Genomic DNA, 26007 nt, shown 5'->3' on the forward strand with positions numbered 1-26007 from the left:
GTCGCCCGGCTGCTGGGCGGCGAGCGCGCGCGGGTCGATCTCCTCGGCGGAGCCGATCAGGAGGGTGGGTTCGGGGTTGAGCGAGCCCGCCCATTCGTTGCCCGACATGCTGGGCATGTCCATCGGGCCGATGTTCTCGTGCAGGGCGATCAGGGCGCGGAGGGCGTCGTCGTCCAGCTGACCGGCGGGCACGGAGAGCACGTCGCCCGGCTGCTGCGCGGCTAGCGTGCGCGGATCGATCGCGGATCCCGACCCGTTCGAGGCGGCTCCGTAGTTTCCTGACGCCGCGTTATCCGAGGTTCCCGGGCTTTCCGAGGTTCCCGGGCTCGGGCAGTCGTCGCCGTCGCGTGCCGGAGGGTTCTGGGCGGAGGGCGAATCCTGATCGCGCGGGGAGTCCTGGGCGGGCGGCTGGTCCTGGCCACGCGGCGAATCCTGCGCAGGCGGCTGATCTTGACCGCGCGGGTAATCCTGCGTGGGTGGCTGGTCCTGGCCGCGTGAGTCCGGTACGGGCGGCTGATCTTGGCCGCGCGGCGAGTCCTGGGTCGGGGTGTCCTGGCTGGGTCCAGGGTTCTGGGCGGGCAGGTCGCCGCCCGCTCCGATGGCCGAAGGCTCGCCCTGGCCGAGTGGGGCGGTGGGGCCGATGATGTCCGGCGAACCGGAGGGCTCCTCGGTGGGGTTGCCCGCGGTGCCGGAAGAGTTGTCGGCTTCGGACGGGGGGTCCTCGGTGGGGTTGTCCGCCGGGGTGCCGATGTAGTCACCCGTCGGGTCGCCTGGGGTGAGGTCCGGGTTGGTGAGTCCGGCCGGGTTGGTGGCACCGGAGGAGTTGTCGGGGCCGGACGGGGAGTACGGGGGTTCCTCGGTGAGGTTGTCGGCCGGGGTACCGATGTACTCGCCCATCGGGTCGCCGGGGGCCAGCCCTGGCTGGGGCGGATCGAAGGGAATGCTCGGTTCCATCGGCTGCACCAGACCGGCCGGGCCGACAGGTTGCGGTCCGTCGCCGTTGGTGATGTAGACACCGTCCAGCGTGCCGGGCGTGTCGATGGGATCGATCTCCTGCATGTGCTCGCTCAACCAGGCCAGATACTCATCCGACGGCTGGTTGAGCGGAGTAGAGACGACCTTCACCCCATCCACAATGATCACCTGACGCCCACCGGTCTGATCGATGTCGTCCCGGTGATCCTTCCGCGGCGTGTCCACCTGGGTGTCATCGTCGCAAGGCTGCTTCGGCTCGACGGGCCGCTCATCTTCACCCTTGGACGGCGGAGGCTGCTCGGTCTCACCCTTCGATGGCGGAGGCTGCTCCGACTCACCCTTCGATGGCGGAGGCTGCTCCGACTCACCTTTCGAAGGTGGTGGCTGCTCCGACTCGCCCTTGGACGGTGGTGGCTGCTCCGATTCACCCTTCGATGGCGGTGGCTGCTCCGACTCGCCCTTCGATGGCGGTGGCTGCTCCGACTCGCCCTTGGACGGTGGTGGCTGCTCCGATTCACCCTTCGATGGCGGTGGCTGCTCCGACTCGCCCTTCGATGGCGGTGGCTGCTCCGACTCGCCCTTCGAGGGTGGCGGCTGCTCCGACTCACCCTTGGACGGTGGTGGCTGCTCCGACTCGCCCTTTGTGGGTGGTTTCTCAGATTCGCCCTTGGGGTCGGGCTTTTCTGGGGAGCCGTCGGAGGCGGGTTTGCTGGGTTTGGGGTCTTCGGCGGGCTTGGTGGTGTCGTTGTTGGTGTCGGACGAGGGGCCGCCGGAGGGGTTGGGGGGTTTCTCGTCGGTGGCGGGACGAGGTGGGGGGTCCTGCTTCTCGCGCTTTTCGAGGAGGGCGAGGCGGGCCGAGACGTCCTTGACCATGGTGGCGCCCGCGTCGGCGACCAGGGAGGGACGGTGGGTGGCGCGGATGGGGACGCCGGCGGTTCTGGTGAACTGGGCCACCTTCGCCTCGACGAGGTCCATCTGCTCACCCGCACGAGTGATCTGCGCCAGGAGTTCCCGGACCAGCTTGGGGTCCATCCCGTCCAGCTTCGCCATGAGCACGCTCCGCGAGAAGTCAGCGTCAATGGTCGCGCTGGCTGCGGGCGCAGCGGCCGGGCGCGTTTCCTTGATTCACGGTAGCTTCGGCGGACGCCGTACACGGAGGGCGATAGCCAGACGGCATGAATCGGCCCTAATGGATCAACCGGAGGTTGGCCAGGCCGAATACCGGGGACAAGACAGGGATTACCCGGGAACCTGAGTTCGTCATTCCGCCGTCAGAATGCCGCTCTTGGCGGTGGCTCAGTCGGTCGCCAGATAGCCCACGATGGCCTTGATCTTGTCGGCCGGGATCGCCCCCTGGCGGAGCACCCGCGGGACCGCTGTGGTGAGATCCAGGATCGTGGAGGGCACACTGTCGTCACACGGTCCACCGTCCAGATAGACGGCGACGGACTCGCCGAGCTGCTCCTCGGCCTGGGCCGCGGTGGTCGCGGGCGCCGCGCCGGAACGGTTGGCGCTGGAGACGGCCATCGGCCCGGTCTCCTTGAGCAGGTCGAGGGCGACCCCGTGCAGCGGCATCCGCAACGCCACCGTGCCCTTGGTCTCCCCCAGATCCCAGGTCAGCGACCGGTTCACCCGGCAGACCAGGGTCAGCGGCCCCGGCCAGAACGCGTCCACCAGATCCTGTCCATACGTCCCGAGCCCCTCCACCAGCGCATTCGCCGCGCGCACGGTCCCGACCAGCACCGGCACCGGCATGTCCCGCCCCCGGCCCTTGGCTTCGAGCAGCGCGGTGACCGCGGTCGGGGTGAACGCGTCCGCGCCGATGCCGTACACGGTGTCGGTCGGCAGCACGACGAGTTCGCCGCTGCGCACCGCCGAGACCGCGTCGATCAGCCCGGACGCCCGCTCACCGGGGTTCGCACACAAATACCGACGACTCATGACATCCCTCACTCTTGACCGAACTTGGCCGTGACGAAACGATCCCGCCCGGTCAGATCCTGCCGCAGCCGCGCGTCCCGCCACCCGTTGTCCTCGGAGAACAGCCAGTAAACGGCGTTGCCCTGCTCGTCCGCGTGCTCCACCGCGACCAGACCGCCGGGCCGCAACAGCCGCCTGGCCGTGCGCTCCACCGCTCTGACCTCGTCCAGGCCGTCCTCGCCCGAGCCGTACAGCGCGCGGCTGGGATCGTAGTCGCGGACCTCGGGGTCGCGCGGCACCGCCCCCGGCGGAATGTACGGCGGGTTGGAGATGACCAGATCGACCTGCCCGTCCAGCTCCGGCAGGCAGTCGGCGAGATCCTCCGGATGCAGCGAGGTGCGCCCCTGCCCGTGCTCGAGGATGTTCCGCTTCGCCCAGCCGTACGCCACCGGGTCGATCTCCACCGCGTGCACCTGGGCCAGCGCGACCTCCTGGGCGATCGACAGCGCGATCGCGCCGGAACCCGTACCCAGATCGACCACCACCGGGGACGCCACGTCCATCTCGCTCAGCCGGTCGATGGCCCAGCCCGCGACCACCTCGGTCTCCGGGCGCGGCACGAAGACGCCGGGCCCGACCTCCAGCGAAAGGTAACGGAAGTATGCCCTTCCGGTTATGTGCTGGAGTGGCTCCCGGGATTCGCGGCGGGCGACGCCCTCCCAGAACAGGGCGTCGAAGTCGGAGTCCTTGACGGAGTGCAGCCGCCCCCGGCTGACCCCGTGGACGAACGCGGCGATCTCCTCGGCGTCGGTGCGCGGCGAGGGCACACCGGCCTCGGCGAGCCGGGCGGTGGCGAGGGCGATCTCGTCCAGGAGGAAGGTCATGTTTTCACTGGGTTCATTTACAGGGTTCAGGAGTGGGCGGCCAGTTTCTCCGCCAGCTCGGCGTCGAGGAGTGCTTGGATGACGGCGTCCAGGTCGCCGTCGAGGACCTGGTCCAGGTTGTAGGCCTTGAAGCCGACCCGGTGGTCGGAGATGCGGTTCTCCGGGAAGTTGTAGGTCCGCACCCGTTCCGACCGGTCCACGGTGCGGATCTGCGACTTGCGCTCGGCCATCGCGGCGGCGTTGGCCTCCTCCTCGGCCAGCGCCTGCAGCCGGGCCCGCAGCACGCGCATCGCCGACTCCTTGTTCTGCAGCTGGCTCTTCTCGTTCTGGCAGGAGACGACGACGCCGGTCGGCAGGTGGGTGATCCGCACCGCCGAGTCGGTGGTGTTCACGCTCTGCCCGCCGGGCCCGCCGGACCGGTAAACGTCGATGCGCAGGTCGTTCGGGTCGATCTGGACGTCGACCTCCTCGGCCTCGGGGTAGACCAGCACCCCGGCGGCGGAGGTGTGGATGCGCCCCTGCGACTCGGTGGCCGGAACGCGCTGCACCCGGTGCACGCCGCCCTCGAACTTGAGCCGCCCCCAGGCGCCGTTCTTGGCCTTGATCGCGACCGTGACGTCCTTGTATCCGCCTAGGTCGGAGTGCTGCGCGTCGATGACCTCGGTACGGAAACCCACCCGTTCCGCATATCGCTGATACATCCGCAGGAGGTCGCCCGCGAACAGGGCCGACTCCTGGCCGCCCTCGCCCGCCTTGATCTCCATGATGATGTCTTTGTCGTCGTTGGGGTCGCGCGGCACGAGCAGGTGCTTGAGCCGTTCCTCCAGCGCCGGAATCCGCAGCTCCAGCTCGTCCGCCTCGGCGGCGAACGAGGCGTCCTCGCCGGCCAGCTCCCTGGCGGCCTTGATGTCCTCGCGGACGCCGTCCAGCTCGCGGTAGGTGGCCACGATGGGCGTCAGCGCCGCATACCTCTTGCCGTACGCCTTCGCCTTGGCCTGGTCGGCGTGCACGGCCGGATCGGCGAGTTTTTGCTCAAGATCCGTGTACTCGCCGATGAGTTCGTCGAGATTCACCGCGCGTCCTTTCTTGGAAGAAGCCCTGCGACAGCCCAATCACCAAGAACGCCGACCCGGGTCCGCCCCCGACGAAAGGGGACGATTCCGAGTCGGCGTCTGGAAAGGAGCTACTTGCCCGCGGTCTTCTTGCCGAAGCGGGCTTCGAAGCGGGCCACCCGGCCACCGGTGTCGAGGATCTTCTGCTTGCCCGTGTAGAACGGGTGGCAGGCCGAGCAGACGTCGGCGTGGATCGAACCGCTGGTGGCGGTGCTCCGCGTAGTGAACGTGTTCCCACACGTGCATGTCACGTTGGTGACGACATACGCGGGGTGGATGTCGGGCTTCATACCATTTTCCTCTCCGAGGGGCGGTCGCCGGGTCGCCTCTGCCAGCCTGGGGGCGGGAACCGGAACCGCTGCGGTTCGGCTACCAGTGTGCCAGATGCTGGAACCCTCCCAGGCCAATCCGCATTCCCGGGGCCAGATCGGGAGCCTGGGAACTCCGTGAGAACCCACACGATCAGGTGGACCGCGCCCCACCAGCCCCAGTAGGCTCACGTGCTCAAACCCGAACTTTTCCCTCAAAATTACCTAAGTTAGGGGAATCCATGAGGAAAGGCCTGCGGAATCTCATTGCAGGCGTGAGCGGGGCGGCGATGATCGCCAGCGGTGTGGCCATCACCGCAACCCCCGCCAGTGCGGCTCCCATCTTCGATGGAGCCGTCTCGTTTGTGGACTCGTTCCTGCCGCCGAGTGGCAGCAGCGTGATCGACTTCTCGGTCAAGCTGAAAGATCCCTACACCGCTTCCGGAACGCCCGAGAAGACGGTCTGGGCCCGGTTCACCAAGGACGACACGGCGTCGCCTAAGACGTGGGCAGCCGCCAACGTCACACAGCCTGCCAACGTCACGGGGACCCCTCCTACGGAAGTTGTTGTCAAGGGCAGTGTTCCCGTGTCGGTCAGTGACACGGCGAGCGAAAAGTGGCAGCTGCAACTCGCGCTCAACAATGCCACGACCGCCCCCGCTGCCGACGACCCTCTTTGGGGCGCAACCACCGACTTCACCGTCCAGCCCGCCACCAAGGTGGCCAACTTCGATATCGACCCGGACAACGTCACGCTGAAGTCCGGCTCCTCTGTCGACGTGGGCATTCGGGCCATCGTCGAGAAGGGCGGGTCCGAGGTCTTCAAGGACGCGCGCGTCGAGAGCGACGAGACCTCCGACTACTACTCGCTGCAGACCGGCTTCGAGGCTGACGGAAAGACCTACTACGACTACGTCTCGATGGACTCCTCCACCGCGACCGGTCGCTGGCAGGCCAAGCTCACCTTCACCCGTGGCACCAAGACGTACGAGTTCGTCAAGAGCTTCAACGTCAGCAAGGGCACCACGTCCAAGGCCAAGTCGAAGATCACCTTCAAGGTGAGCCCGACGAAGGTCAAGAAGGGCAAGTCCGTCAAGATGTACGGGATCGTCTACCGCGGCTACACCTCGTGGGGCCCCTGGAAGAAGAAGATCCTCAAGCTCTACTTCAAGAAAAAGGGCACCAAGAAGTGGAAGTTCGCGGGCTACATCGGCGCGAACAACTCCGGCAAGTTCACCAAGACCGTGAAGCCGAAGTACGACGGCTACTGGCGCGTGGGCGCCTTCGCCACCTCGGTCACGCTCGGTAAGTGGTCGTCCTACAAGTACGTGGACGTTCGCTAGCGCAAGTCCTGAAAGCTCGCACAGAAGTCCGTTTCTGTGCGAGCTTTCACGTTTTCCGCTACGTTATGCCCTTTGGCTGGACGACTCCCACCAGCCCCACTAGGCTCACAAGCCCGACTTTTCCCTCCAATTGACTGATGTAAGGGGCCATCCAACATGAGGAAGACCCTGCGGCTGGTACTTGCGGCCGTAACGGGGGCAGCGGTTATCAGCAGCGGTGCGGCCATCACCGTCGCCTCCCCCGCCAACGCCCTCGCCGTTAGCATCGGCACCATCACGGTGTCCGATAATTTTGTCCCGCCCAGCGGCAGCGACAAGATGCCCTTCAAGTTCACCATCACGGAGCCGCCCTTCGTGGAGGGCAAGGCACCCAAAGTGACGGCTGTCTTCTACAAGGAAGGCGAGGCGACGTCTGGCGCGGGCACAGCTGCCACCGTCAACGCCATCGCCAACCTCAGTTCCGCCACGGCGACCCCGCCGGCGACTCTGGACGTGACCGGCTCGATTCCGATCGCTTCCTCCGACAAGCCGACTACCACGGGCAAGTGGACGATCAAGGTTTCGGTTGCCGGGGACGCTACCCCCGCGCCCAACCCTGTGGTCAGGGACGACCCCTTCGAAGTTGCCAAGGCCACCCGGGTGACCAGCGCGAGCGTGGACCCCAGCACGGTCAAGCTCAAGTCCGGCTCGGACATCGACGTCTACGCGGCGTTCAAGCTGGAGCGCGGCGGTGCGGCCAGCGACGAGAAGGTCACCGATGTCCGGCTGGAGAGCAAGGACAGCGACGACTACTACTCGCTGAACACTGGTCTGGAGTCGGACGACTCCTACCACGACTCGACCTCGATGGACTACGACACCACGGCCGGTGCGTGGCAGCTCAAGGTGAGCGTCACCCGGGGCTCCAAGACCTACGCCTTCGTCAAGGGCTTCACGGTCACCAAGGGCACCTCCGGCAAGGCCAAGTCCAAGATCACCCTGGTCGCTTCGCCGTCCAAGGTGAAGAAGGGCAAGGCGACCAAGCTCTACGGCAAGGTCTACCGCGGCTACACCTCGTGGGGCGCCTGGAAGAAGAAGATCCTCAAGCTCTACTTCAAGAAGAAGGGCACCAAGACCTGGAAGTTCGTCGGCTACGTCGGCTCGAACTCCTCCGGCAAGTTCAGCAAGTCCGTCAAGCCCAAGTACGACGGCTACTGGCGCCTGGGGGCAACCGCGACCAGCACGACCAAGTCGGCCTGGTCTCCGTCGAAGTTCGTCGACGTGAGGTAACTCGCCGTTGAATACTCGCCCCCGTGTCCGGGCCTGGACACGGGGGCGTTTTCATGCCCGGACCATGCCCCAGAACCAACACCCAGCCCATGCCCCAGAAACAATCCCAGCCCCGTGTGCCAGATCCAACACCCAGCCCAAGGTTCCAACCCGCGGCCCAGCCGCTCCCCCCAGCCAGTGCCGTACCTCAATGCCCCAGATAGGCGAGCACGGCGAGCACCCTGCGGTGATCGTCCGGTGCGGGATCCAGCCCCAGCTTGAGGAAGATGCTGGAGATGTGCTTCTCGACCGCCCCCTCGGAGATGACCAGCCGGGCGGCGATGGCGCTGTTGGAGCGCCCTTCCGCCATCAGCCCCAGCACCTCGTTCTCCCGCCCGCTCAGCCGTTCCCTCGGCAGGCGGCGCCGGCTCAGCAACTGCACGACCACGTCGGGATCGATGACCGTCCCGCCCCCGGCCACCCGCCGTACCGCGTCGAAGAACTCCGCGACGTCGGAGATGCGCTCCTTGAGCAGGTATCCGACGGCGGCGGCACCGCCACCGATCAGCTCGGTCGCATACCGCTCCTCGACATACTGCGACAGCACCAGGATCGGGAAGCCCGGCCGCTGCGCCCGCACCTCCAGCGCGGCGCGCAACCCCTCATCCGTGTGCGAGGGCGGCATGCGCACGTCGACCACCGCCAGGTCGGGCAGGTGCTCCTCGACCGCCGCCACCAGCGCGGGCCCGTCCCCGACGGCCGCCACCGTCGCCACCCCGCCGTCGGCGAGCAGCCGCGTGAGCCCTTCCCGCAGCAGCACGGAATCCTCCGCGATCACGACCCGCATGCCGTCCAGACTAGAGCTCACCACGTGCAGGGCAGCTCCGCCCGGACCAGGGTGGGCCCGCCGGGCGGGCTGTCCACGGTGACGATCCCATCGATGGTCGCGGCCCGATCGGCCAGCCCCGCCAGCCCACCCCCCGGTACGGCGACCGCCCCGCCGACCCCGTTGTCGGCCACCTCCACTACCACCCGCAGATCCTGCCTGCTGACGTGCACCCGCGCCTCGGTCGCCGCCGCGTGTTTGGCCATGTTGGTCAGCGACTCGGCCACGATGAAGTAGGCGATGCTCTCCACGGCCGGCGGCGGCCGCTCGGTGATCTCCACCGACACGTCCACCCGGACCGGGGCCCGCCCGGCCAGCGACGACAGCGCCGCGTCGAGCCCCCGATCCGTGAGGATCGCCGGATAGATCCCCCGAGCCAGATCCCGTAGCTCGGCGATCGCCGCCTTGGTGCCCGCGTGCGCGCTGGCCAGCAGTTCCCGGACCGCTTCCGGATCGGCGTCCATCTTGGCCTGCGCGCGACCGAGATCCAGCGCCACCGCCAGCAGCCGCTGCTGGGCGCCGTCGTGCAGGTCCCGCTCGATCCGGCGGCGCTCGGTCTCGGCCGCGTCCACACCTCTGGCCCTGCTGGCCCGCAACCGGTCGGCCCTGGCCGCGAGGACCTTGGTCTCGTCGGCCCCCAGCAGCAGCCGGGCCAGGGCGCCGTGGAGCCAGGCCAGGCCGCGTATCGCGTACAGACCGGCGAAGACCAGCGCGAATCCTAGGATCGTCACCGGAACGGCCTCGGCGACCGTGTCCACCTCGAACTCGCCGATCGACAGCCACTCGTTCCCGAGCACGATCGGAATCGGGCCGACGATCAGCCAAAGCGAGACACACCAGAACACCATCGAGGCGACGAACTCCACCATCCCCACCGGGAACAGCAGCAGCAGGTATCCCAGGTCCTTCCAGGTGGCCGGATCCCCGAACAGCCACCCGACGTGGTTCCAGAACCCCCGCTCCGGCCTGGCCCGGTAGGGATCCTCCAGTTTCACCCCGAACGACCACCGCACCAGCCGCCGCTCCAGCATGGCCGCCCACCGCCACAGGAACATGGTGAGCACCAGCATCGGCACCCCCACCCAGACCACTATGAACGCCACCGACACCGGAATCGCGAAAACCAGCCCGACGAAGTAGCACCCCCCGAGCACGATGCTCCCCAGCAGGTACGGCACCGCCCGCCAGGTGGCCGGATCGACCGCCACTCCCAGCGGCCCCCACCGCCCGAACGGCACCCGATCGCGCAGCGGCCCACGCTCCGCCACGTCCGCGGCGGCCGGACCTTCGCTCGAGTGTTCCGCACCCGATTCCCCGAGCAGAGCCTCGAACGCTGCGGCAGAACCCCGCTGGTCAGCCGTCATCATCTCGCCTCCCGCAAACCGGACATATACAGCTTGTGCAGCATGCCAAGCCCGCCTGGCGCGGCGGTATGGAGCGAGCGGGCGTCTCCATCCTGGAGCTGTCCCCAGGGCGCACCCATGACAACCGCATGCGGTGAGCCCGGGGCGATAACGTTACGGGGCTTCCTCCGGTGTCACGTCCACGTCCGGGCACGCCGCGAGGGCGACCCACGAAACGAGCATCCAGGGCGAAACATTGTGGGGTCTCACCTGTGCCACGTCCGCATCTGGGCGCGTCGCGGGGGCGTACCCACGAAAAAAGCCCCGGGTGGCGAGCACCCGGGGCGTTTCTCGGAGTGAGGCTAGTCGCGGTCGTTGCTGACGGTGGTCTTCTGGACCTGCATCAGGAACTCGGCGTTGGACTTGGTCTCCTTCATCTTCTCCAGCAGGAGTTCCAGGGCCTGCTGCATGTCGAGCGCGTGCAGCACCCGGCGCAGCTTCCAGACGACCTGGAGCTCCTCCTTGCCGAGCAGGATCTCTTCCTTACGCGTGCTGGAGGAGTCCACGTCCACGGCCGGGAAGATGCGCTTGTCGGCGAGCGAGCGGCTGAGCTTGAGCTCCATGTTGCCGGTGCCCTTGAACTCCTCGAAGATGACCTCGTCCATCTTGGAGCCGGTCTCCACCAGCGCGGTGGCCAGGATCGTCAGCGAGCCGCCGTTCTCGATGTTGCGCGCGGCGCCGAAGAACCGCTTCGGCGGGTAGAGGGCGGTCGAGTCGACACCACCGGACAGGATGCGCCCGGACGCCGGGGCGGCCAGGTTGTAGGCCCGGCCCAGGCGGGTGATCGAGTCGAGCAGCACGACCACGTCGTGGCCCAGCTCGACCAGGCGCTTGGCGCGCTCGATGGCCAGCTCGGCGACCGTGGTGTGGTCCTCGGCCGGACGGTCGAAGGTGGAGTGGATGACCTCGCCCTTCACCGACCGCTGCATGTCGGTGACCTCTTCAGGACGCTCGTCCACCAGGACGACCATCAGGTGGCACTCGGGGCTGTTGCGGGTGATCGCGTTGGCGATGGACTGCAGCACCATGGTCTTGCCCGCCTTGGGCGGGGAGACGATCAGACCACGCTGGCCCTTGCCGATCGGCGAGACCATGTCGATGATCCGCGTCGTCATGATGTTGGGCTCGGTCTCCAGGCGGAGCCGCTCCTGCGGATACAGCGGGGTGAGCTTGTTGAAGTCGGGCCGCTGCCTGGCCTGGTCGGGCTCCATGCCGTTGACCGTGTCGAGGCGGACCAGCGCGTTGAACTTCTCCCGGCGCTCGCCCTCGCGGGGCTGGCGGACCGCCCCGGTGATGACGTCGCCCTTGCGCAGGCCGTTGCGGCGGATCTGGGCGAGCGAGACGTAGACGTCGTTGGAGCCGGGCAGGTAGCCGCTGGTCCGGACGAAGGCGTAGTTGTCCAGGATGTCGAGGATACCGGCGATCGGGATGAGGACGTCGTCCTCGCTCACCACGGGCTCGTTGCTGTCGCCGAAACGGTCCCGGCCACGGCGGTTGCGCTCCCGGAACCTGCCGCGACGGCCACGCGGGTCGTCGTCCTGCCCGGGGGGCCCGCTCTGGCGGTCCTGGCGGCTGTCCTGCCGGGTGTCCTGACGGTCGCGGCCCCGATTGTCGCCGCCGTCGGCCGCGCGCGTGTCGATCCGCTCGGTGCGCTCGGTGCGCTCGCCCCGATCGGTGCGGTCGTTACGGTCCGTGCGCTCGGTGCGGTCCGCACGGTCGGTGCGGTCGCCCCGGTCCCCGCGGTCACGGCGGTCGCCGCGCTCCCCGCGGTCGTTGCGTCCCCGGCGCTCGCGGCGGTCGTTCATCCGCTCGCCCCGGCTGTCGCGGGAGTCACCGTGCGTGACCTCGGTCTGTGCGGCCTGAGCCGGAGCGGCCTGCGGCTCGGGCGCGGACTGCACGACGGGCTGGGCCGCAGACTGGGCCGCAGACTGTACGGCGGACTGGACGGCGGGCTGGGCCGCCGGAGCGCTGTCCACGCGCTCCAGAGCGACGGGTTCCGGCTCCGGGCGAGGCTCGGCGACGGGCAGCGTGGCCTGCTCGGGAGCGGCGGTGGCCCGGGAACGTTCCCGGCGGGCACGGGTGGGGCGCTCAGCCGGCGCCGGTTCCGCCGGCTTCGCCTCCGCGGGTGCCGCGGCCCCCCCCTGCTTCTCCTGGATGGCCGCGATGAGCTGGCTCTTGCGCATCCGTCCGGTGCCGCTGATGCCGAGACTGGTGGCCATGGCCTGCAGCTCGGGCAGCACCATGGCGGACAGGCCGGTGCCGGAGCGACGACGCGGCGAGCGCGCCGCGGCGGCGGTGGGGGCGTCGCCGGCGGGTGCGTCGGCGAGGAGTTCGGTGGTGTCGCTCAACTAATGGTCCTTCCCAGGGGTCGGGCGCCGGGCTTGTTCGTCCAGGCGTCCCGGTGGTGCGACCCGGCGGGACAGACCGGGTCGGGCTTCGCGAACCTCATGCATGGATCCCTCTGGGTACCGAGATTCACGAGCGGTAGAGGCCCGGGGGAATCCCCCCGGATTGCCACCACCGACCAGATGTCGAGGTGGTTCGAACGCGCATGTCTCCGAATACACCGCCCCTGACCGCGTGAGCGACTGGAGGAGGCAGATTCCGGGAAATCCCCACTGCTTCGGCGAAGCGAAGTGCGGAGATGTGCGAATGACAAGCACGCACCCAACACGGGGGCACCTGGTGCGGCTATCAGCCTAACATCACCAGCGCACACAGCTATTCCCTGAAGGTCGAAGAGGCATCAGCGTGTCTCAGGAAACTGAACGAACGCACCCACCGGGTCGACGTTCAGCGGCTGGATGTGCCAGTCACTACCCACTTCTGGCGCGATCAAATCCTGCGCAGATCCGATGGAAAACGCAAGAATTGTGGGCCCCGCTCCTGAGACTACCGCGGGAACCCCGGCAGAGCGCAGACGTTCTACCAGGTCAGCGGTGCGCGGCATGGCAGGCGCGCGATATTTCTGATGAAGATGGTCGTGCGTGGCGGTCAGCAGGAGATCCGGCCGCCGGGTCAGCGCGTGCACCAGCAGCGCGGCGTTGGCGGCGTTGGCGGCGGCCTCGGCGTGCGGCACGGTGGCGGGCAGCAGGCCCCGGGCCGCCTCGGTGGACAGCCGGAAATCAGGAATCAGGACCACGGGCCGCACGTCCTCGTGCACGGGCAGGGTGACCGCCTGCGGCGTGCCCTGGGCGGTGTAGGCGATGGTGAAGCCGCCGTACAGGCAGGGTGCGACGTTGTCGGGATGGCCTTCGATCCGGGCGGCGAGTTCGAGCGCGCACGCGTCGTCGAACCCGGGAGCGTCGGCGAACGCGCGGGCGGCGAGCACGCCCGCCACGATCGCGGCCGAGGACGAGCCGAGGCCGCGGGCGTGCGGGATCCGGTTGCGGCAGCGCAGCCGGATGCCCTTGGGCTGGTCGACGCCGAGCGTGTCGAAGGTCGCCCGCATGGTGGAGATGATCAGGTGGCCTTCGCCGGGGTCCACCTCCCCCGCCCCGTGGCCGTCGATCTCGATCTCGACGTCGTCTCCCGCGAGCTCGACCTCGACCTCGTCGTGCAGATCGAGTGCGAGTCCCAGGCTGTCGAATCCGGGTCCCAGATTGGCGCTGGTCGCGGGCACCCGGACCAGAACGCTCATTGGCATGCGTCTCCCCGTCAGGCAAGTTCCAGTGCGGCCGCCGCCGCGTACACGTCGATCGGGATGGTGACCGGGGTGGGCGCGCCCGAGATGGCCCAGTCCGGGTCCTTGAGTCCGTTGCCGGTGACCGTACAGACGATCCGCTCGCCGGGGTTGATCAGCCCGCGCTCGTGCGCCTGCAGCAGCCCCGCCACGCTGGCCGCCGAGGCCAGCTCGACGAACACGCCCTCCCCCTGGGCGAGCAGCTTGTAGGCCGCCGCGATCTGCCGGTCGGTGACGGCCTGGATGTCGCCGCCCGACTCGTCCCTGGCCGCCTCGGCGAGCCGCCAGGAGGCGGGGTTGCCGATCCGGATCGCGGTGGCGATCGTGTGCGGGTGGGTCACCGGCGCCCCGTTGACGATCGGCGCCGCCCCACTCGCCTGGAACCCCAACATTCTGGGCCGCTTGCTGGCGAGGCCGTCCGCCGCGTATTCCCGATATCCCATCCAATATGCCGAGATATTGCCCGCGTTCCCCACCGGGATGCAGTGCACGTCGGGCGCGTCGCCGAGCGCGTCCACGATCTCGAACGCGGCCGTCTTCTGCCCCTGCAACCGGTACGGATTGACCGAGTTGACCAGCGCGATCGGGTAGTTCTCGGCCAGCTTCTTGGTCATCTCCAGGCAGTCGTCGAAGGACCCCTCGACCTGCAGCAGCTTGGCGCCGTGCACGAGCGCCTGGGCCAGCTTGCCCATCGCGATCTTCCCGCGCGGGACCAGCACGGCGCAGGTCAGCCCGGCCCTCGTCGCGTACGCCGCCGCGGACGCGCTGGTATTGCCGGTGGAGGCGCAGATGACCGCCTGGGCGCCCTCCTCCACGGCCTTGCTGATGGCCATGGTCATGCCCCGGTCCTTGAAGCTCCCGGTCGGGTTGAGACCCTCGACCTTGAGGTGGACCTCGCAGCCGACCAGCTCGGAGACCCGGCGCGCCGGAACCAGCGGCGTGCCGCCCTCCAGCAGCGTCACCACGGGCGTCGCCGCACTCACCGGGAGCCGATCCCGGTACTCCTCGATGAGACCACGCCAAGCCCTGGACATGATTGCTCCGTCCCGCGCGCGCGGATGGCACACGCTACCTGCGGTATTGGGCACCGAGTCTAGGGCCAACCGGCCACCGCCGGTGATGCCGTGTCCATCAGGTGGACACGCAGCTGGACAGCCGTCCCGGCTTCCGGACACCTTCTCGGAGAACTCCCAGGCTCCTTCGATACCCTCAGCGCACGGGGCAGTAACAACGGCAAGGTTCGGTGCGGGCCACCGCGACCGCGACGACATCGACAACATGAGGTGCGGGAGCAATGACGGGGCGGACAGCGGGACGGCGCCCACTGATCGCGCACAATGACTACTCGCCGCTGACGCCCCCGGTGCTGGGGCAGTGGGAACCGGCGACCTCGGTCAGCGTGATCGTTCCGGCGCACGGCGGGCAGCACCGTCTCGATCTCACCCTGGCCTCGCTCGTGGCGCAGAGCTACCCGGCGGACCTCACCGAGGTCGTCGTCGTGGACGACGGCAGCGATCCGCCGCTGGGGCTGCCCGAGATCCGGCCCCAGAACACCCGCCTGGTCCGCGCCGACGGCGACGGCTGGGGGCCCGCGCACGCGGTGAACGTCGGCGCCGCCGCCTCGGAGGGCACGGTCATCCAGCGGCTGGACGCGGACATGATCCTCTACCGCGAGCACCTCGAGGCGCTCATGCGCTGGCACCACCTGACCGACTACCTGGTCACCATCGGCTCCAAGCAGTTCGTCGAGGACTCGGGGGGCGCCCCCGCGGCCGTGCGTGACGCGGTGGCGCAGGACCGGGTGGAGGAGCTCTTCGACCTGTCCCACGCGGTGCCGAGCTCGACCGAGCGCACGATCCAGCGCCTGGACGGCCTGCGGCGCAGCAAGAACCCCTACCACGTGTGCACCGGGCCCACCCTGTCGTTGCACCGCCGGCTCTTCCAGGACGCCGGGGGGTTCGACCCGGAGGTGATCCGGGGCGAGGACACCGAGTTCGCCTACCGGCTGGCCCAGGCCGGTTCGGTGTTCGTGCCCGACCCGGAGGCCAGGGCGGTCCACCTCGGGCTGCCCTCCCAGCGGCGCAACCGGTCGGCGACCGTGCGGGCGGTCGAGCCGTTCCTGGCCCATCGCATCCCGCTCCGCCGCGACCTGCGCAAGGAGCGCTCCAGGCAGTGGCTGGTGCCCTACGTCGAGGTGGTCCTGAACGTCGAGCACGTGGCCGAGCGGGACGGCCGCAGGGCGGTGGACGCCGCGCTCAGCGGAACGCTCCCCGACGTCTCGGTCACCCTGGTCGCGCCCTGGTCCAAGCTGCCCCTGGGGCGGCACGGCGTGCTCAGCGATTCCGGGTTCGAGCTGCGGATGTTGCGCGAGGGCTTCGCGCACGACCCGCGCGTCCGGCTCACCGAGGAGATCCCGCCGAGCGCGGCGCCGATCCCGTTCCGGTATGTCGGCCCGGTGGACCTGCCGCTCGAACCGACCTCGCTGGAACGCATGACCAAGCGGATGACTGAGGACGGTCTCGGCCTGCTGGTGGTCACCCTGCCGGACGGCAGGACCGCCAGGATGGAGCGGACCGAGGCGGTGAGCCGGGCCCTGCTGCTGGCCGATCCGGCGTCCTCACCGGCCCAGGTGATCGCCCAGACCCATGGCGTACGGCACAGCGAGGCCAAGACCTTCTGGGCGGGCGAGCTGCCTGCCCTGCCGCCGGCGCCACAGCCGGAGCCACCGTTGCGGGTCCGCATCTTCCGCCGGCCTTCCCCGCGATGAGGACGGACTCAGCCCTTGGTGGTGATCAGCGTGGCGCCTTCCTCGCGCTCAGCCATCAGGTCCGACACGGTGACGAACTCGTAGCCCTTCGCCCGGAGCTGCCGGATGATCGGCCCGAGCCGGCGCAGGAAGACCGGTTCGTAGGTGTTGACCGCGTCATGGGCGAGAAAGATCGTTCCTGGGGTGACGTTGTCCACCACGTACGGGATGACCGAATCCGGGTCCTTCTGGAAACTCGCTTCGACGACGCCCTGCGACCACAGGACGACCCGGTATCCCAGCCCGTCGGCGACCCGCATCGGAACCGCGCCGAGGTGGCCGAACGGCGGCCGGAGCAGCCGCACCTCCCGGCCGGTGATCTTGGCGATGGCTTCGTGCGCTTGGGTGAGGTCGGTCCGGACGGCCTCGTAGTCGCCGAGGTCGTTGAGGCTCTTGTGCAGCCAGCTGTGGTTGCCGATCTCGTGCCGGTCGATCCTGCCGTCCAGGATCTTGGGATTCCTGGTCAGCGTCCGGCCGACGAGGAAGAACGTGGCGGGCACCTTCTCCTCGTCCAGGGCGTCCAGGACCAGCGGCGTGTAGTTCGGCACCGGGCCGTCGTCGAAGGTCAGCGCGATGAGCTTCTTCCTGGTCTCGACCGCCCAGGTGATCATCCCGTGGCCGCGGGCCCGGTCCGACGGCTTGGCCGTCGCGAGGGCGGGGGCGGGCTTCTCCGTGCGCGCGGCGGAGTCTCCGGAGCGCAGGTACCGGTCCGCGGCGACCCCGGCCGCCGCTCCCCCGGCGAGGACGGCCGACAGCCCGCCAATCGTCTTCAGCGCTTTGCGCCGGTCAACTGGCGATTCCATTGATCCTCTTCATCTGCCGATGGGCCGCCCATCCTAACCAAGGACCTGTCAGCTTATGGCCATATGTCGCGTGACCTGGTCCGCCACATTACGATCTTTGCCTTTACCACCTGGTTGCGCCCCTGTAAGTGATAGCTTGACTTTTCTAGCAGTTTGCGTAACTTCTGTGCCCGTACGAGGCCTGAGTGCCACCCGGGGCAGATCTTTATAGAGGATCCTGGTGAACAACGATTCCGTAAACGAGGCCTACCACGGGCGTGGAGTCGATCAGGCCACGCAGTCACTGACGCGTAACCGGATCAACTGGGTTCTGGACCACCTGCCGGCTGGGCGCATCATCGACGTGGGCTGCTCGCAGGGCACCGTGCCACTGCTCGCCGCGCAACGCGGCGACGAGGTGCTCGGCCTGGACCTCGACGAGACCGCGATCACGTACGCGACCGCCCGCCGTGCCGAGTTGCCCGTGGACGTGGCCCGGCGGCTGGACTTCCAGGTCGGCGACGGCCAGACCCTCACCGGCGTGGCCGACCAGTCCTTCGACGCCGCCGCGGCGACCGAGGTGCTGACCCAGGTGAGCGACCCAGGCGCGCTGCTGACCCAGCTGTTCCGCGTGCTCAAGCCCGGCGGGACGCTGGTGGTGACCGTGCCGTACGGCATGCTGGACCAGCAGGACCACCACCGCACCTTCTACCGGGCCGCGCTGCGCCGGTTGCTCGAGCCGCTCTTCGAGATCCACGAGCTGACGGTCCTGGAGCGGCACGTGGCCGCCGTGGGCAGCAGGAGGGCCGAGCCACTCGGGGAGCCGCGCTATGCGCTCGACTCCGAGGAGCGGGCGTTCCTGGCCCGCGAGCGGCAGCTGACCGAGGACCTGCACGGCACCCGGGCGAAGCTGGACTCGGCGAACGCCGCCTACCGGCGCGCGACCGGCCAGAACGACGACTTCAAGCAACGCCTGGCCGAGAGCACCGCCGCGGCGAGGGAGCTGCGGGTCAAGCTCGACGCCGCGAACGCCGCCTACCGCGCGGCCACCCAGCGGGCCGGTGAGACCCGGGCGACGATGACGGCCAGCCTGGAGAGCGAGCGGGAGCAGGTCACCGAGCTGCGTGCCGAGTTGAGGCTGATGCGGATTGAGGCCACCCGGCTCAAACAGCAGATCCAGACCCTGCGCCGGACAATTCAGGACCATCGCGCGCAGATCGAGCGGATCCGCAAATCGAGGGCGTGGCGGCTGATCACGGGGTATCGCCGGATTCTTCATCCACGCGAGCGGGCCAAGGTCCTGTCCGCCCCCGCGCCTCGCCAGGAAACGCCTCGCCCGGAAACGCCGCCGAACGCCGAGGTCGCGCCCAACCCCGCGCCCAACCCCGTCAAGGCGCCGGTGGCCAAGCCCGCCGAAGCCGTGGCCGTCCCGATGGAGGTCGTGGAGGCCCAGTTCCGGGAGTGGCTGGACGCCGCCAGAGCCGCGGACGGCGATGAGGTGATCCTGATGTTCTCCGGGACGACGTTCGTCCAGGAACACCGGGGGAACCGGCCGATCCGGCTGACCAACGTCTACCTGAAGCGGCACTGCCCGGTCTTCTTCAACTACTACCGCTGGCACGCCACCGACCCGCTGCCGGAGCACCCGGACGTGCTGCTGTTCCAGAGCCCGATCGACATCACGCCGAGCCTGCTCGACGAGCTGCTCCGCGCCGACTTCGGCGGCAAGCGGAAGCTGCTGTTCGCCTCCTTCCCGCACGACCTCATGGTCCGCAACCTGGTGACGGCGGCCCAGCACGGCTGGGTCACCATCTACGACGCGCGTGACGACTGGGAGGAGTTCGCCAAGGTCGGGATGGCGAAGTGGTACCACCCGGGGCACGAGCGCTACATCGCCGCCCACGCCGACATCGTCACCGCCGTCTCCCGCCCGCTGGCCAGGAAGATGTCGGCCATCGCGGCCTCGCGCGAGGTGCATGTGGTGGCGAACGCGCTGGACACCGCCTTTCCCGAGCCGCCACGGCCGCGCCGGCCTGCGGACCGGCCGGTGATCGGCTACTTCGGCCACCTGACCGACAAGTGGTTCGACTGGCAGCTGATCATCGACACCGCCGAGCGCTACCCGGACTACGTGCTGGAACTGGCCGGGCACCAGGAGCCCAAGCTGAACCTGCCCGCCAACGTCCGGCTGCTCGGCATGGTGGGTCACCAGGAGCTGGCCGAGCGCAGCCTGACCTGGGGCCTGGCGGTGATCCCCTTCAAGAACGGCCCGCTGGCCGACGCGGTCGACCCGATCAAGGTGTACGAGTACCTGCACCTCGGGCTGCCGGTCCTGGCCACCTACTTCCCGCAGTGCCGCGACTACCCCGGCGTGACCGTGACGGAGTCCGCCGAGGAGTTCCTGGCCCTCGTGCCGCGCCTGCTGGGCACCGAACCGGACACCGAGCGGATCGCCCGGTGGCTCCAGGACAACACCTGGGAACGCCGGGTGGAAACCTACTCCCGGCTCTCCCACCACACCGAGGCCAAGGGCCGTACCGGGCTCATGGCGCTACTGGACGGGACACGATGAGCAGGCCACGGATTGTCTTCTGTTACCGGTACGGCGTGCTCGGCGGTGTCTCCACCCAACTGCTCAACCGCTACCCGCACCTGTCCGACGAGTACGACGTGACCGTCCTCTACGAGGCCGACCACGGGATGGCGGGCAACTTCCCGCCCGGCGTGGTGCGGATGACGCCCAGCGCGGACGACCGCGTCCAGGCCATCCGCGAGCTGCGCCCCGACATCGTGGTGGTCATCGACAGCCCGCGCTTCATCGCCGCCTGGCAGGAGGCGGGCGAGCCGGGCCGCCTGGTGCTTGAGGTGCACACCACCACGCCCAACCTCGCCTACCTGCGCGACCAGGGCCAGTTCAACGGGCTCACCCACATCGTCACGGTGAGCGAGTACATGGAGCGCATGCTGCGGGACCAGGGTCTCGGCGACGTGGCGCCCATCTCGATCGTGCCCAACTGCCTGGACGACGACTGGCGGGCCGACGCCAACCCGCCGCAGCTCAACGAGGCGCCCATCGCCTGGGTCGGCAAGCTCGACGGGCACAAGCGGTGGCGGACGGCGACCGACATCATGGACACGGTCTGCCAGAGCGTGGGCCTGGACGTGGTGCCGCTCATCATCGGCGGCTACACCGCGCCGGCCCATCAGGTGCAGGCGCTCACCACCAAGCTGGCCACCTTTCCCTCGCTGTCGCGCGGCCAGTGGTGGCCCCGGCTGGAGTACCGGAACATGCCCGCGGTCTACTCCACGATCGGGTTCAACGGCGGCGTGCTGCTCTCCACCACCACCAACGAGTCGTTCGGCATGTCGGTGGCCGAGGCCCTCATCCGCGGCTGCCCGGTGATCGCCCCGGCGGTGGGCGCCCTGCCGGAGATCCTCCCCGCCGAGGCGATGTACGCCCAGGGCGACTGGGACGCCGCCGCCGCGCTCACCCGCCAGGCCCTGCTGGACTCCGACTTCCGCACCCGGCTGCTGTCCACCGTTCCCCAGGTGGCGGAGCTGACCCGCCCGGTGAACGCGCTGGCCGCCTACCAGAAGATGATCAACGCCACGCTCGAAAAGATCTAAAGCCTCCGATGGCGCGGCACGTCCGGGACAACCCGCTGTTCGTCGTGCTGCTGGCCGGTGGCGCGGCGCTGCGCCTCGTCACCATGCTGGGGTTCCGGCCGGCCCTCTGGTTCGGCGGCGACACCGACGTCTACGTCCGCGCCGCCGCCGACCTGGAGCCGCTCGCCTCCCGGCCGGTCGGCTACTCCTTCCTGCTCAGGATGCTGATGCCGGGGCACTCCTTCACGCTCGTGGTGGCGGTGCAGCACCTGCTGGGGCTCGGCGTGGCCGTCCTGGTCTACCTGCTGCTCCGCCGCGCCGGTGTGCTCAAGTCCCTGGCCGCCCTGCTCACCACGCCGCTGCTCTTCGACGCCTACCAGGTGCAGCTGGAGCATCTGATCATGTCGGACACGCTGTTCGGCTTCCTGGTGGTCGCGGCGGTCGCGATGCTCCTGTGGCGGCCGGTGCCCACCCCGGCGCTGGCCGCCGCCGCGTGCCTGACGCTCTCCCTGGCCGCGGTGACCCGGACGGTGGGCCTGCCCCTGCTCGGCCTCGCCGTCGCCTACCTGCTGGTACGGCGGGCCGGGTGGCGAGGTCTCGCCTGTGGCCTGCTGGCGGCGGCGGTGCCGCTCGTCGCGTACGCCACCTGGTTCCATGCCGCGCACGGGCAGTTCGCGCTCAGCCGGGCCGACGGCGTCTTCCTCTGGTCGCGCACGATGACCTTCGCCGACTGTTCGGTCCTGAAGCCGCCGCCGGAGGAGGCGGTGCTCTGCCCGGAGAACGTGCCACCGGAGATCCGCGCCGAGCGGCCCGCAGCCTCGCGGTGGATCTGGAACGAGTGGTCGCCCATCCAGCGAGCGCCGGGGGACCTGTTCAGCGTGCAGACCAACGACGTGGGCCGCAGGTTCGCGCTGCGGGCGATCTTCGGGCAGCCGCTGGACTATGCGGGGGCGGTGGCGCGGGACACGGCGCGGGCGTTCTCCTGGGTGCGGCAGCCGCATCCCGGCACGTACACGGTCGGCTTCTACGAGTTCGACCTGGCCGACCTGCCGCTGCCGACCGAGCACTCCGCCGGGAGCGTGACCGTGGCCGAGATCGCTCGGATCTACGCCCCGATGCCGGGAACCGACAGCGTGCCGCCGTACTCCTCCCTGATCCGGAAATATCAGGACTACGTCTTTCTGCGCGGGCCGATCCTTGCCCTGCTTCTCCTGGCGGGGCTGGCCGGAGTCCTGGTCAGGCGGCGGGCCGTGATCCTCTTCCCGTGGCTGGTCGGGGTGGCGCTGCTGGTCGCGCCGCCCATGCTCGCCGACTTCGACCATCGGTACGTGCTGCCCGCAGTGCCGCTGCTCTGCCTGGCGGCGGGGCTGGCGGCCGTGCGACGGTCAGATCATGACGTGGTCGTCGGGGGGCCCGTAGAAGGAGAGCGCCGCGTCCTGCCGGTCTAGGCCCCAGGCCGAGCCGAGGTCGTCGATCTCGACGAAGCCGAACCTGTCGGCGGCGTAGATCCGGATTCCGGCCTGCGCGCAGTCGGCGAAAAGGTCCTCTCCCCCGGCGGGCAGGTCGCGGAGCGCCTGGGTGCTCACGAGCATCGCGGCCGGGTTGAGATCGCTGACGTACCGGTGTTCGTCGGCGGGGTTGACGATCAGGTTGGCGGCGCTGGGGGTGTGGTGGGTGTAATACGCCCGTTTGCCGACGATCCCGGCCTCGGTGTAGTCGAAGGCCATGAGCAGGTCGGCCAGGAAGTGCCTGCCGTACCTGGCGGTGGGTGCGAAAGGGGCCATGTAGTCGCCGACCGCCGCCTCGCGGACCAGCCGAGCGGAATCGGTGGGCCCGGCGGGCAGGACGAGGACCTGGTCCACCCCGGCTTGGGCCGCGCGCCGGCCGAGGGCTGCCTCGTCCGGGCCGGAGGCCACCAGCACCAGCCGGGTGGGCCGCAGCGTCTGGGCCGCCACCGACGCGACGACCCGATCCAGCTGGGCCGGGCCGTCCACGGCCGCCACCACGGTCACCTCCGGCCGCCGCCGCTCAGGCACGTCCCGGCCCAGCTCGCGCAGCACGGAGTCGATGCGATGCCGGTAGGTGTGCGCGGTCAGCACCTCGCGCATCGCCAGGTGGCCCACCCGGTCCCTCAGCTCGGCGCTGCGCAGGAGGGTGCGCAGCAGCGCCCGGGTCTCCTCCCTGCCACCGGACATCGGGATCAGCTCGCCGAAGATCTCCCGGATGGCCTTGGCGTACCCGGAGACGAGCGGGGTCCCGGTCGCGGACACCTCGAAGACCCGGCGGGCGCACATGGTGGGCGAGTCCACCACCGTGTTCACGTTCAGGATGACCTTGTACAGCTTCTGCGCGGCCAGCATCTTCTCGTACGGCAGCATGCCGACGATGCTGGGCACGTACTCGGGCGGGAAGTCGTACAGCTTGTCCCCCGGCTCGCGGCGGCTGTAAATGTGCAGGCCGTGGTCGATGGCCGGGGCGACGACCGCGTCCATCTGCTCCTGCCGCTCGGGGTGGCGCGCGGCGAAGTAGGTGCCCGCGAACACCACCTCCAGGCTGCCGTGGCCGTCCACCCTGATCGGGTTGTGGATCCGCGGCTGGGCGCCGAACGGCATCAGCCCGACCCGGTCGTGCCCGAGATCCTCCCGATACTGGGCGAGGCACTCCTCGTCCACGGTGAAGACGTGGTCGAACAGCTTCGCGGCCTTGAGGAAGACGTCGTAGTTCGGCGGATCCTCCTTGTTCCAGAAGACCGTGGGGATGCCCTGCTCCCGGCACCAGGCGACCAGGTCGATCAGGGGCTGCTTCGGCTCGGTCCTGATCAGGAAGCGCCACCGGAAGTCGTTGCCCCGCCAGGCCGACTCCACGAAGAGCAGGTCGGGCTTCTCCCTGGTCAGGACCTCGCGCCAGTCATCGGGGCCGAAATCCCCGATCTGGGTCCACTCGTAGGAGAGCGCGAGCGCGGAGAAGGTGTCCAGGATGGTGGCCACCCGCAGGCCCGGACGGTTGACCATCCCGGCCGGGAACTCGATCTCCGGAATATCGGGCAGCAGGCTCGGCTCGGGCTCCGGCGGGCGCGGCGGCGGGGCCGGGATGCTGATCCGGGTGGGGGGCGCCAGCGGCGGCAGGGGGCGCAACGCCCCGAACACCATGCGGGCCGAGTTCCGCAGCTGGCGCTTCCTGGCGGCGCCGCCGGCGGCGGCGAGGCGATACCACCGGCGCCGCCGGGTCGACTCGAGCTGCCACTTGGCGTAGTCGGCGCGGTAGATCTCGCGTTCCAGCCGACGTCTCAGCTCCGCCGCCTCGTCATCGCCGCCCGGCATGCTGGTGACCAACCTTTCCGCAAAGCCGCTTCAACAGACCTGAAGGCTATCGAATAACTACAATTGCTCAGTGGAGATTTCGTACCGGGCTCGGCCCTTCGTCTGCGGCGCCCTGGGCCGGTGGGATGCCGCCGCGCTGTCCCGGTTAGTCGCCGCGGCGCCGGAGGGGCTCACCCGGGCGGTCCGCACACCCCACGCCGAGCTGTGGAGCACCGCCGCCCCCGAGCGCTGGTCCGCTGCGGGCAGCCGCGGCTTCAGCTGGGCCCCAGGCGCGGCGGGCCGCCGCCCCCGCTCCTGGCCCGACGCCGCCGAGCGCCGGCTGGCCGCGGGCCTGGTCCTCACCGGCAGGGACGAGGCGCTCCTGCACACCGACGCCCTCGGCCTGCAGGAGCTCTACCTGCGCAGGATCGGTGACGGCCTCTACTTCGCCTCCCGGATCGACCCCCTGGTCGGGTTGGACGAGCAACGCCTGCACGTGGACTGGAGCGCATGGGCCAACCTGCTGGTCACGGCGGCCCTGGACGACCAGACGCCATTCGAGGAGATCCGGCGGGTCCGGCCCGCCACCGCGCACGCGTTCCGGGACGGCAGGCATCAGCCGCTCTCGTTCACGCCCGGCTGGCTGAACGTGGAGCCCGGGGAGCGGCCCGACCCGGGCGAACTGGTGGACGTGGTCGCCGCCGCCGTTCCGCGCCGCCTGCTGCGCCGGGTCTCGATCTCGCTCAGCGGCGGCTGGGACTCCCGTTTCCTGGCCATGCTGCTCAAGGGCCGGACCAGGAACCGCTCCCGCGCCCTGTCGACCAGCAACGACGACGGGCTCGAGCACGACCTGCGGCTCTCGGAGCAGGTGGCGGCGGCGCTGGGCCTGCCGTACGAGGCGGTGATCCCCGGGCCGGAGGGGTGGCTGGAGGCGCACGCGGAGGTGCGGCGGCGGCTGGAGTACCAGTCGTGGCAGCACACCTGGCTGTACCCGCTGGCCCAGCTGACCCACCAGCGGGACGACATCATGCTGGACGGCTTCGGCGGGGACGTGCTGTTCCGGTACAAGGGCTACTACGCCGACATCGACCGGGATCGGGCCCACGGCCGCGACATCATGTGGAGCAAGGTCATCGCGGCCCGGTTCACCCACGACGGCGTGTACGCGGACGGGGTGCGCGGCGCGGTCACGGAGCTGTCCCGCCCGGCTTTCGACCGGGTGGCGGAACCGCTCCTGGGCCACCACGCCTGGCCGGTGTTCGCCCGGATCGGGTTCGCCTCCCGTAGCGTCGGCATGTCGCCGTCCCTGCTGTTCGGGCCGGAGACCGACGTCCGGCTGCCGTTCATCCAGCCGGACGTGCTGACGCTGGCCGCGCGGCTGCCACTGGGCGCGCGCGGCGAGAGCGACGATCTTTACCGGACCATGATGTCCCTGGCCAACCCCCAGGTCGCGACGCTCCCTTCCACCAACGACCCGCAGCCGAAGGTGGATCCGCCGATCCCGCGCCGACAGGCCAGCCCGGCCGCGCTCGCCACGATGGCGCAGGCGATCAACGCGCGGGACGAGGTGCGACCGTTCTTCGGGTGGTCGCTGCTGCGGGTGCTGGACGATGAGGAGGTCAGGAACCGGCAGGGGGTGTGGAACCCCACGCTGTACCCGCTGGAGTGGGGAAGCCTGCTGGCCCAATGGCTCGACAGGTACGACTCCCGGCTCGCCCCAACCAAGGCACCGTTTGCGTAACGAGATATGCCT

18 protein-coding genes and 1 pseudogene are annotated in these 26007 nt (G+C 69.4%); 7 read left to right on the forward strand and 12 right to left on the reverse strand.

Going from position 1 to position 26007, the window contains the following annotated elements:
* From Amac_RS17605 to rpmE, 5 genes and pseudogenes are all read right to left on the reverse strand, one after another.
* Positions 1-2025 (reverse strand): annotated as a pseudogene (locus Amac_RS17605) (hypothetical protein); the annotation flags it as partial.
* 246 nt (positions 2026-2271) lie between these two features.
* A complete protein-coding gene (locus tag Amac_RS17610; RefSeq protein WP_155355469.1) occupies positions 2272-2916 on the reverse strand; it encodes an L-threonylcarbamoyladenylate synthase in 645 nt (214 codons plus the stop codon).
* 8 nt (positions 2917-2924) lie between these two features.
* On the reverse strand, positions 2925-3779 hold the full coding sequence (prmC, locus tag Amac_RS17615) for a peptide chain release factor N(5)-glutamine methyltransferase (RefSeq protein WP_155347312.1): 855 nt from the start codon (positions 3777-3779) through the stop codon (positions 2925-2927).
* Positions 3780-3805: 26 nt separating this feature from the next.
* Positions 3806-4852, reverse strand: coding sequence for a peptide chain release factor 1 (prfA, locus tag Amac_RS17620; protein ID WP_155355470.1), 1047 nt, complete (start codon positions 4850-4852; stop codon positions 3806-3808).
* 110 nt (positions 4853-4962) lie between these two features.
* Complete coding sequence (gene rpmE / locus Amac_RS17625) at positions 4963-5181, reverse strand: 50S ribosomal protein L31 (protein ID WP_155347310.1); 219 nt, start codon at positions 5179-5181, stop codon at positions 4963-4965.
* Positions 5182-5474: 293 nt separating this feature from the next.
* Between rpmE and Amac_RS17630 the strand changes: the two genes are divergently transcribed.
* Both Amac_RS17630 and Amac_RS17635 read left to right on the forward strand, forming a co-directional pair.
* Positions 5475-6542, forward strand: coding sequence for a hypothetical protein (locus Amac_RS17630; protein WP_155355471.1), 1068 nt, complete (start codon positions 5475-5477; stop codon positions 6540-6542).
* Between the two features lie 156 nt (positions 6543-6698).
* Positions 6699-7811 carry a hypothetical protein gene (locus tag Amac_RS17635; RefSeq protein ID WP_155355472.1) on the forward strand — a complete coding sequence of 371 codons (1113 nt, stop codon included), beginning with the start codon at positions 6699-6701 and terminating at the stop codon, positions 7809-7811.
* Positions 7812-7998: 187 nt separating this feature from the next.
* Here the strand turns inward: Amac_RS17635 and Amac_RS17640 are convergent, their stop codons facing one another.
* From Amac_RS17640 to thrC, 5 genes are all read right to left on the reverse strand, one after another.
* Positions 7999-8637 carry a response regulator transcription factor gene (locus Amac_RS17640; protein WP_155355522.1) on the reverse strand — a complete coding sequence of 213 codons (639 nt, stop codon included), beginning with the start codon at positions 8635-8637 and terminating at the stop codon, positions 7999-8001.
* Between the two features lie 17 nt (positions 8638-8654).
* Positions 8655-10043, reverse strand: coding sequence for a sensor histidine kinase (locus Amac_RS17645; RefSeq protein ID WP_246268413.1), 1389 nt, complete (start codon positions 10041-10043; stop codon positions 8655-8657).
* 338 nt (positions 10044-10381) lie between these two features.
* A complete protein-coding gene (rho, locus tag Amac_RS17650) occupies positions 10382-12427 on the reverse strand; it encodes a transcription termination factor Rho (protein WP_155355473.1) in 2046 nt (681 codons plus the stop codon).
* 398 nt (positions 12428-12825) lie between these two features.
* Positions 12826-13719, reverse strand: a complete 894-nt coding sequence (thrB, locus tag Amac_RS17655) for a homoserine kinase (protein ID WP_246268415.1) — start codon at positions 13717-13719, stop codon at positions 12826-12828.
* A 17-nt stretch (positions 13720-13736) separates the two neighbouring features.
* Entirely contained in the window at positions 13737-14795 is a 1059-nt protein-coding gene (gene thrC / locus Amac_RS17660) for a threonine synthase (RefSeq protein WP_155355475.1), read from the reverse strand.
* A 260-nt stretch (positions 14796-15055) separates the two neighbouring features.
* Here thrC and Amac_RS17665 point away from each other — a divergent pair, with 260 nt between their 5' ends.
* Positions 15056-16528, forward strand: coding sequence for a glycosyltransferase family 2 protein (locus Amac_RS17665; RefSeq protein ID WP_155355476.1), 1473 nt, complete (start codon positions 15056-15058; stop codon positions 16526-16528).
* An 8-nt stretch (positions 16529-16536) separates the two neighbouring features.
* On the opposite strand, the gene Amac_RS17670 is transcribed toward Amac_RS17665, so the two are convergent.
* Positions 16537-17370: a polysaccharide deacetylase family protein gene (locus tag Amac_RS17670; RefSeq protein WP_155355477.1), complete on the reverse strand. Its 834-nt coding sequence runs from the start codon at positions 17368-17370 to the stop codon at positions 16537-16539.
* Positions 17371-17590: 220 nt separating this feature from the next.
* Between Amac_RS17670 and Amac_RS17675 the strand changes: the two genes are divergently transcribed.
* The 3 genes from Amac_RS17675 to Amac_RS17685 are packed head-to-tail and all read left to right on the forward strand — an operon-like array spanning position 17591 to position 22403.
* Positions 17591-19921, forward strand: a complete 2331-nt coding sequence (locus Amac_RS17675; RefSeq protein WP_155355478.1) for a methyltransferase domain-containing protein — start codon at positions 17591-17593, stop codon at positions 19919-19921.
* Positions 19918-20976, forward strand: coding sequence for a glycosyltransferase family 4 protein (locus Amac_RS17680; RefSeq protein WP_155355479.1), 1059 nt, complete (start codon positions 19918-19920; stop codon positions 20974-20976). The genes Amac_RS17675 and Amac_RS17680 overlap by 4 nt, the downstream gene beginning before the upstream one ends.
* A gap of 8 nt (positions 20977-20984) precedes the next feature.
* On the forward strand, positions 20985-22403 hold the full coding sequence (locus Amac_RS17685; RefSeq protein ID WP_174900181.1) for a hypothetical protein: 1419 nt from the start codon (positions 20985-20987) through the stop codon (positions 22401-22403).
* Here the strand turns inward: Amac_RS17685 and Amac_RS57340 are convergent.
* Complete coding sequence (locus Amac_RS57340) at positions 22341-24275, reverse strand: CgeB family protein (protein ID WP_155355480.1); 1935 nt, start codon at positions 24273-24275, stop codon at positions 22341-22343. The genes Amac_RS17685 and Amac_RS57340 overlap by 63 nt on opposite strands.
* A gap of 70 nt (positions 24276-24345) precedes the next feature.
* Here Amac_RS57340 and Amac_RS17695 point away from each other — a divergent pair, with 70 nt between their 5' ends.
* On the forward strand, positions 24346-25995 hold the full coding sequence (locus tag Amac_RS17695) for an asparagine synthase-related protein (RefSeq protein WP_155355481.1): 1650 nt from the start codon (positions 24346-24348) through the stop codon (positions 25993-25995).
* Positions 25996-26007: the final 12 nt, after the last annotated feature.

This window comes from Acrocarpospora macrocephala (assembly GCF_009687865.1).
Taxonomy (GTDB): Bacteria; Actinomycetota; Actinomycetes; order Streptosporangiales; family Streptosporangiaceae; genus Acrocarpospora; species Acrocarpospora macrocephala.

What these genes read in the sequence shown, in the direction of transcription:
- Amac_RS17610 (WP_155355469.1), bottom strand. Translation starts at nt 2,916, where the DNA reads ATGAGTCGTCGGTATTTGTGTGCGAACCCCGGTGAGCGGGCGTCCGGG.
- prmC (WP_155347312.1), bottom strand. Translation starts at nt 3,779, where the DNA reads ATGACCTTCCTCCTGGACGAGATCGCCCTCGCCACCGCCCGGCTCGCC.
- rpmE (WP_155347310.1), bottom strand. Translation starts at nt 5,181, where the DNA reads ATGAAGCCCGACATCCACCCCGCGTATGTCGTCACCAACGTGACATGC.
- Amac_RS17635 (WP_155355472.1), top strand. Translation starts at nt 6,699, where the DNA reads ATGAGGAAGACCCTGCGGCTGGTACTTGCGGCCGTAACGGGGGCAGCG.
- Amac_RS17640 (WP_155355522.1), bottom strand. Translation starts at nt 8,637, where the DNA reads ATGCGGGTCGTGATCGCGGAGGATTCCGTGCTGCTGCGGGAAGGGCTC.
- Amac_RS17645 (WP_246268413.1), bottom strand. Translation starts at nt 10,043, where the DNA reads ATGATGACGGCTGACCAGCGGGGTTCTGCCGCAGCGTTCGAGGCTCTG.
- thrB (WP_246268415.1), bottom strand. Translation starts at nt 13,719, where the DNA reads ATGAGCGTTCTGGTCCGGGTGCCCGCGACCAGCGCCAATCTGGGACCC.
- thrC (WP_155355475.1), bottom strand. Translation starts at nt 14,795, where the DNA reads ATGTCCAGGGCTTGGCGTGGTCTCATCGAGGAGTACCGGGATCGGCTC.
- Amac_RS17665 (WP_155355476.1), top strand. Translation starts at nt 15,056, where the DNA reads ATGACGGGGCGGACAGCGGGACGGCGCCCACTGATCGCGCACAATGAC.
- Amac_RS17670 (WP_155355477.1), bottom strand. Translation starts at nt 17,370, where the DNA reads ATGGAATCGCCAGTTGACCGGCGCAAAGCGCTGAAGACGATTGGCGGG.
- Amac_RS17680 (WP_155355479.1), top strand. Translation starts at nt 19,918, where the DNA reads ATGAGCAGGCCACGGATTGTCTTCTGTTACCGGTACGGCGTGCTCGGC.
- Amac_RS17685 (WP_174900181.1), top strand. Translation starts at nt 20,985, where the DNA reads ATGGCGCGGCACGTCCGGGACAACCCGCTGTTCGTCGTGCTGCTGGCC.
- Amac_RS57340 (WP_155355480.1), bottom strand. Translation starts at nt 24,275, where the DNA reads ATGCCGGGCGGCGATGACGAGGCGGCGGAGCTGAGACGTCGGCTGGAA.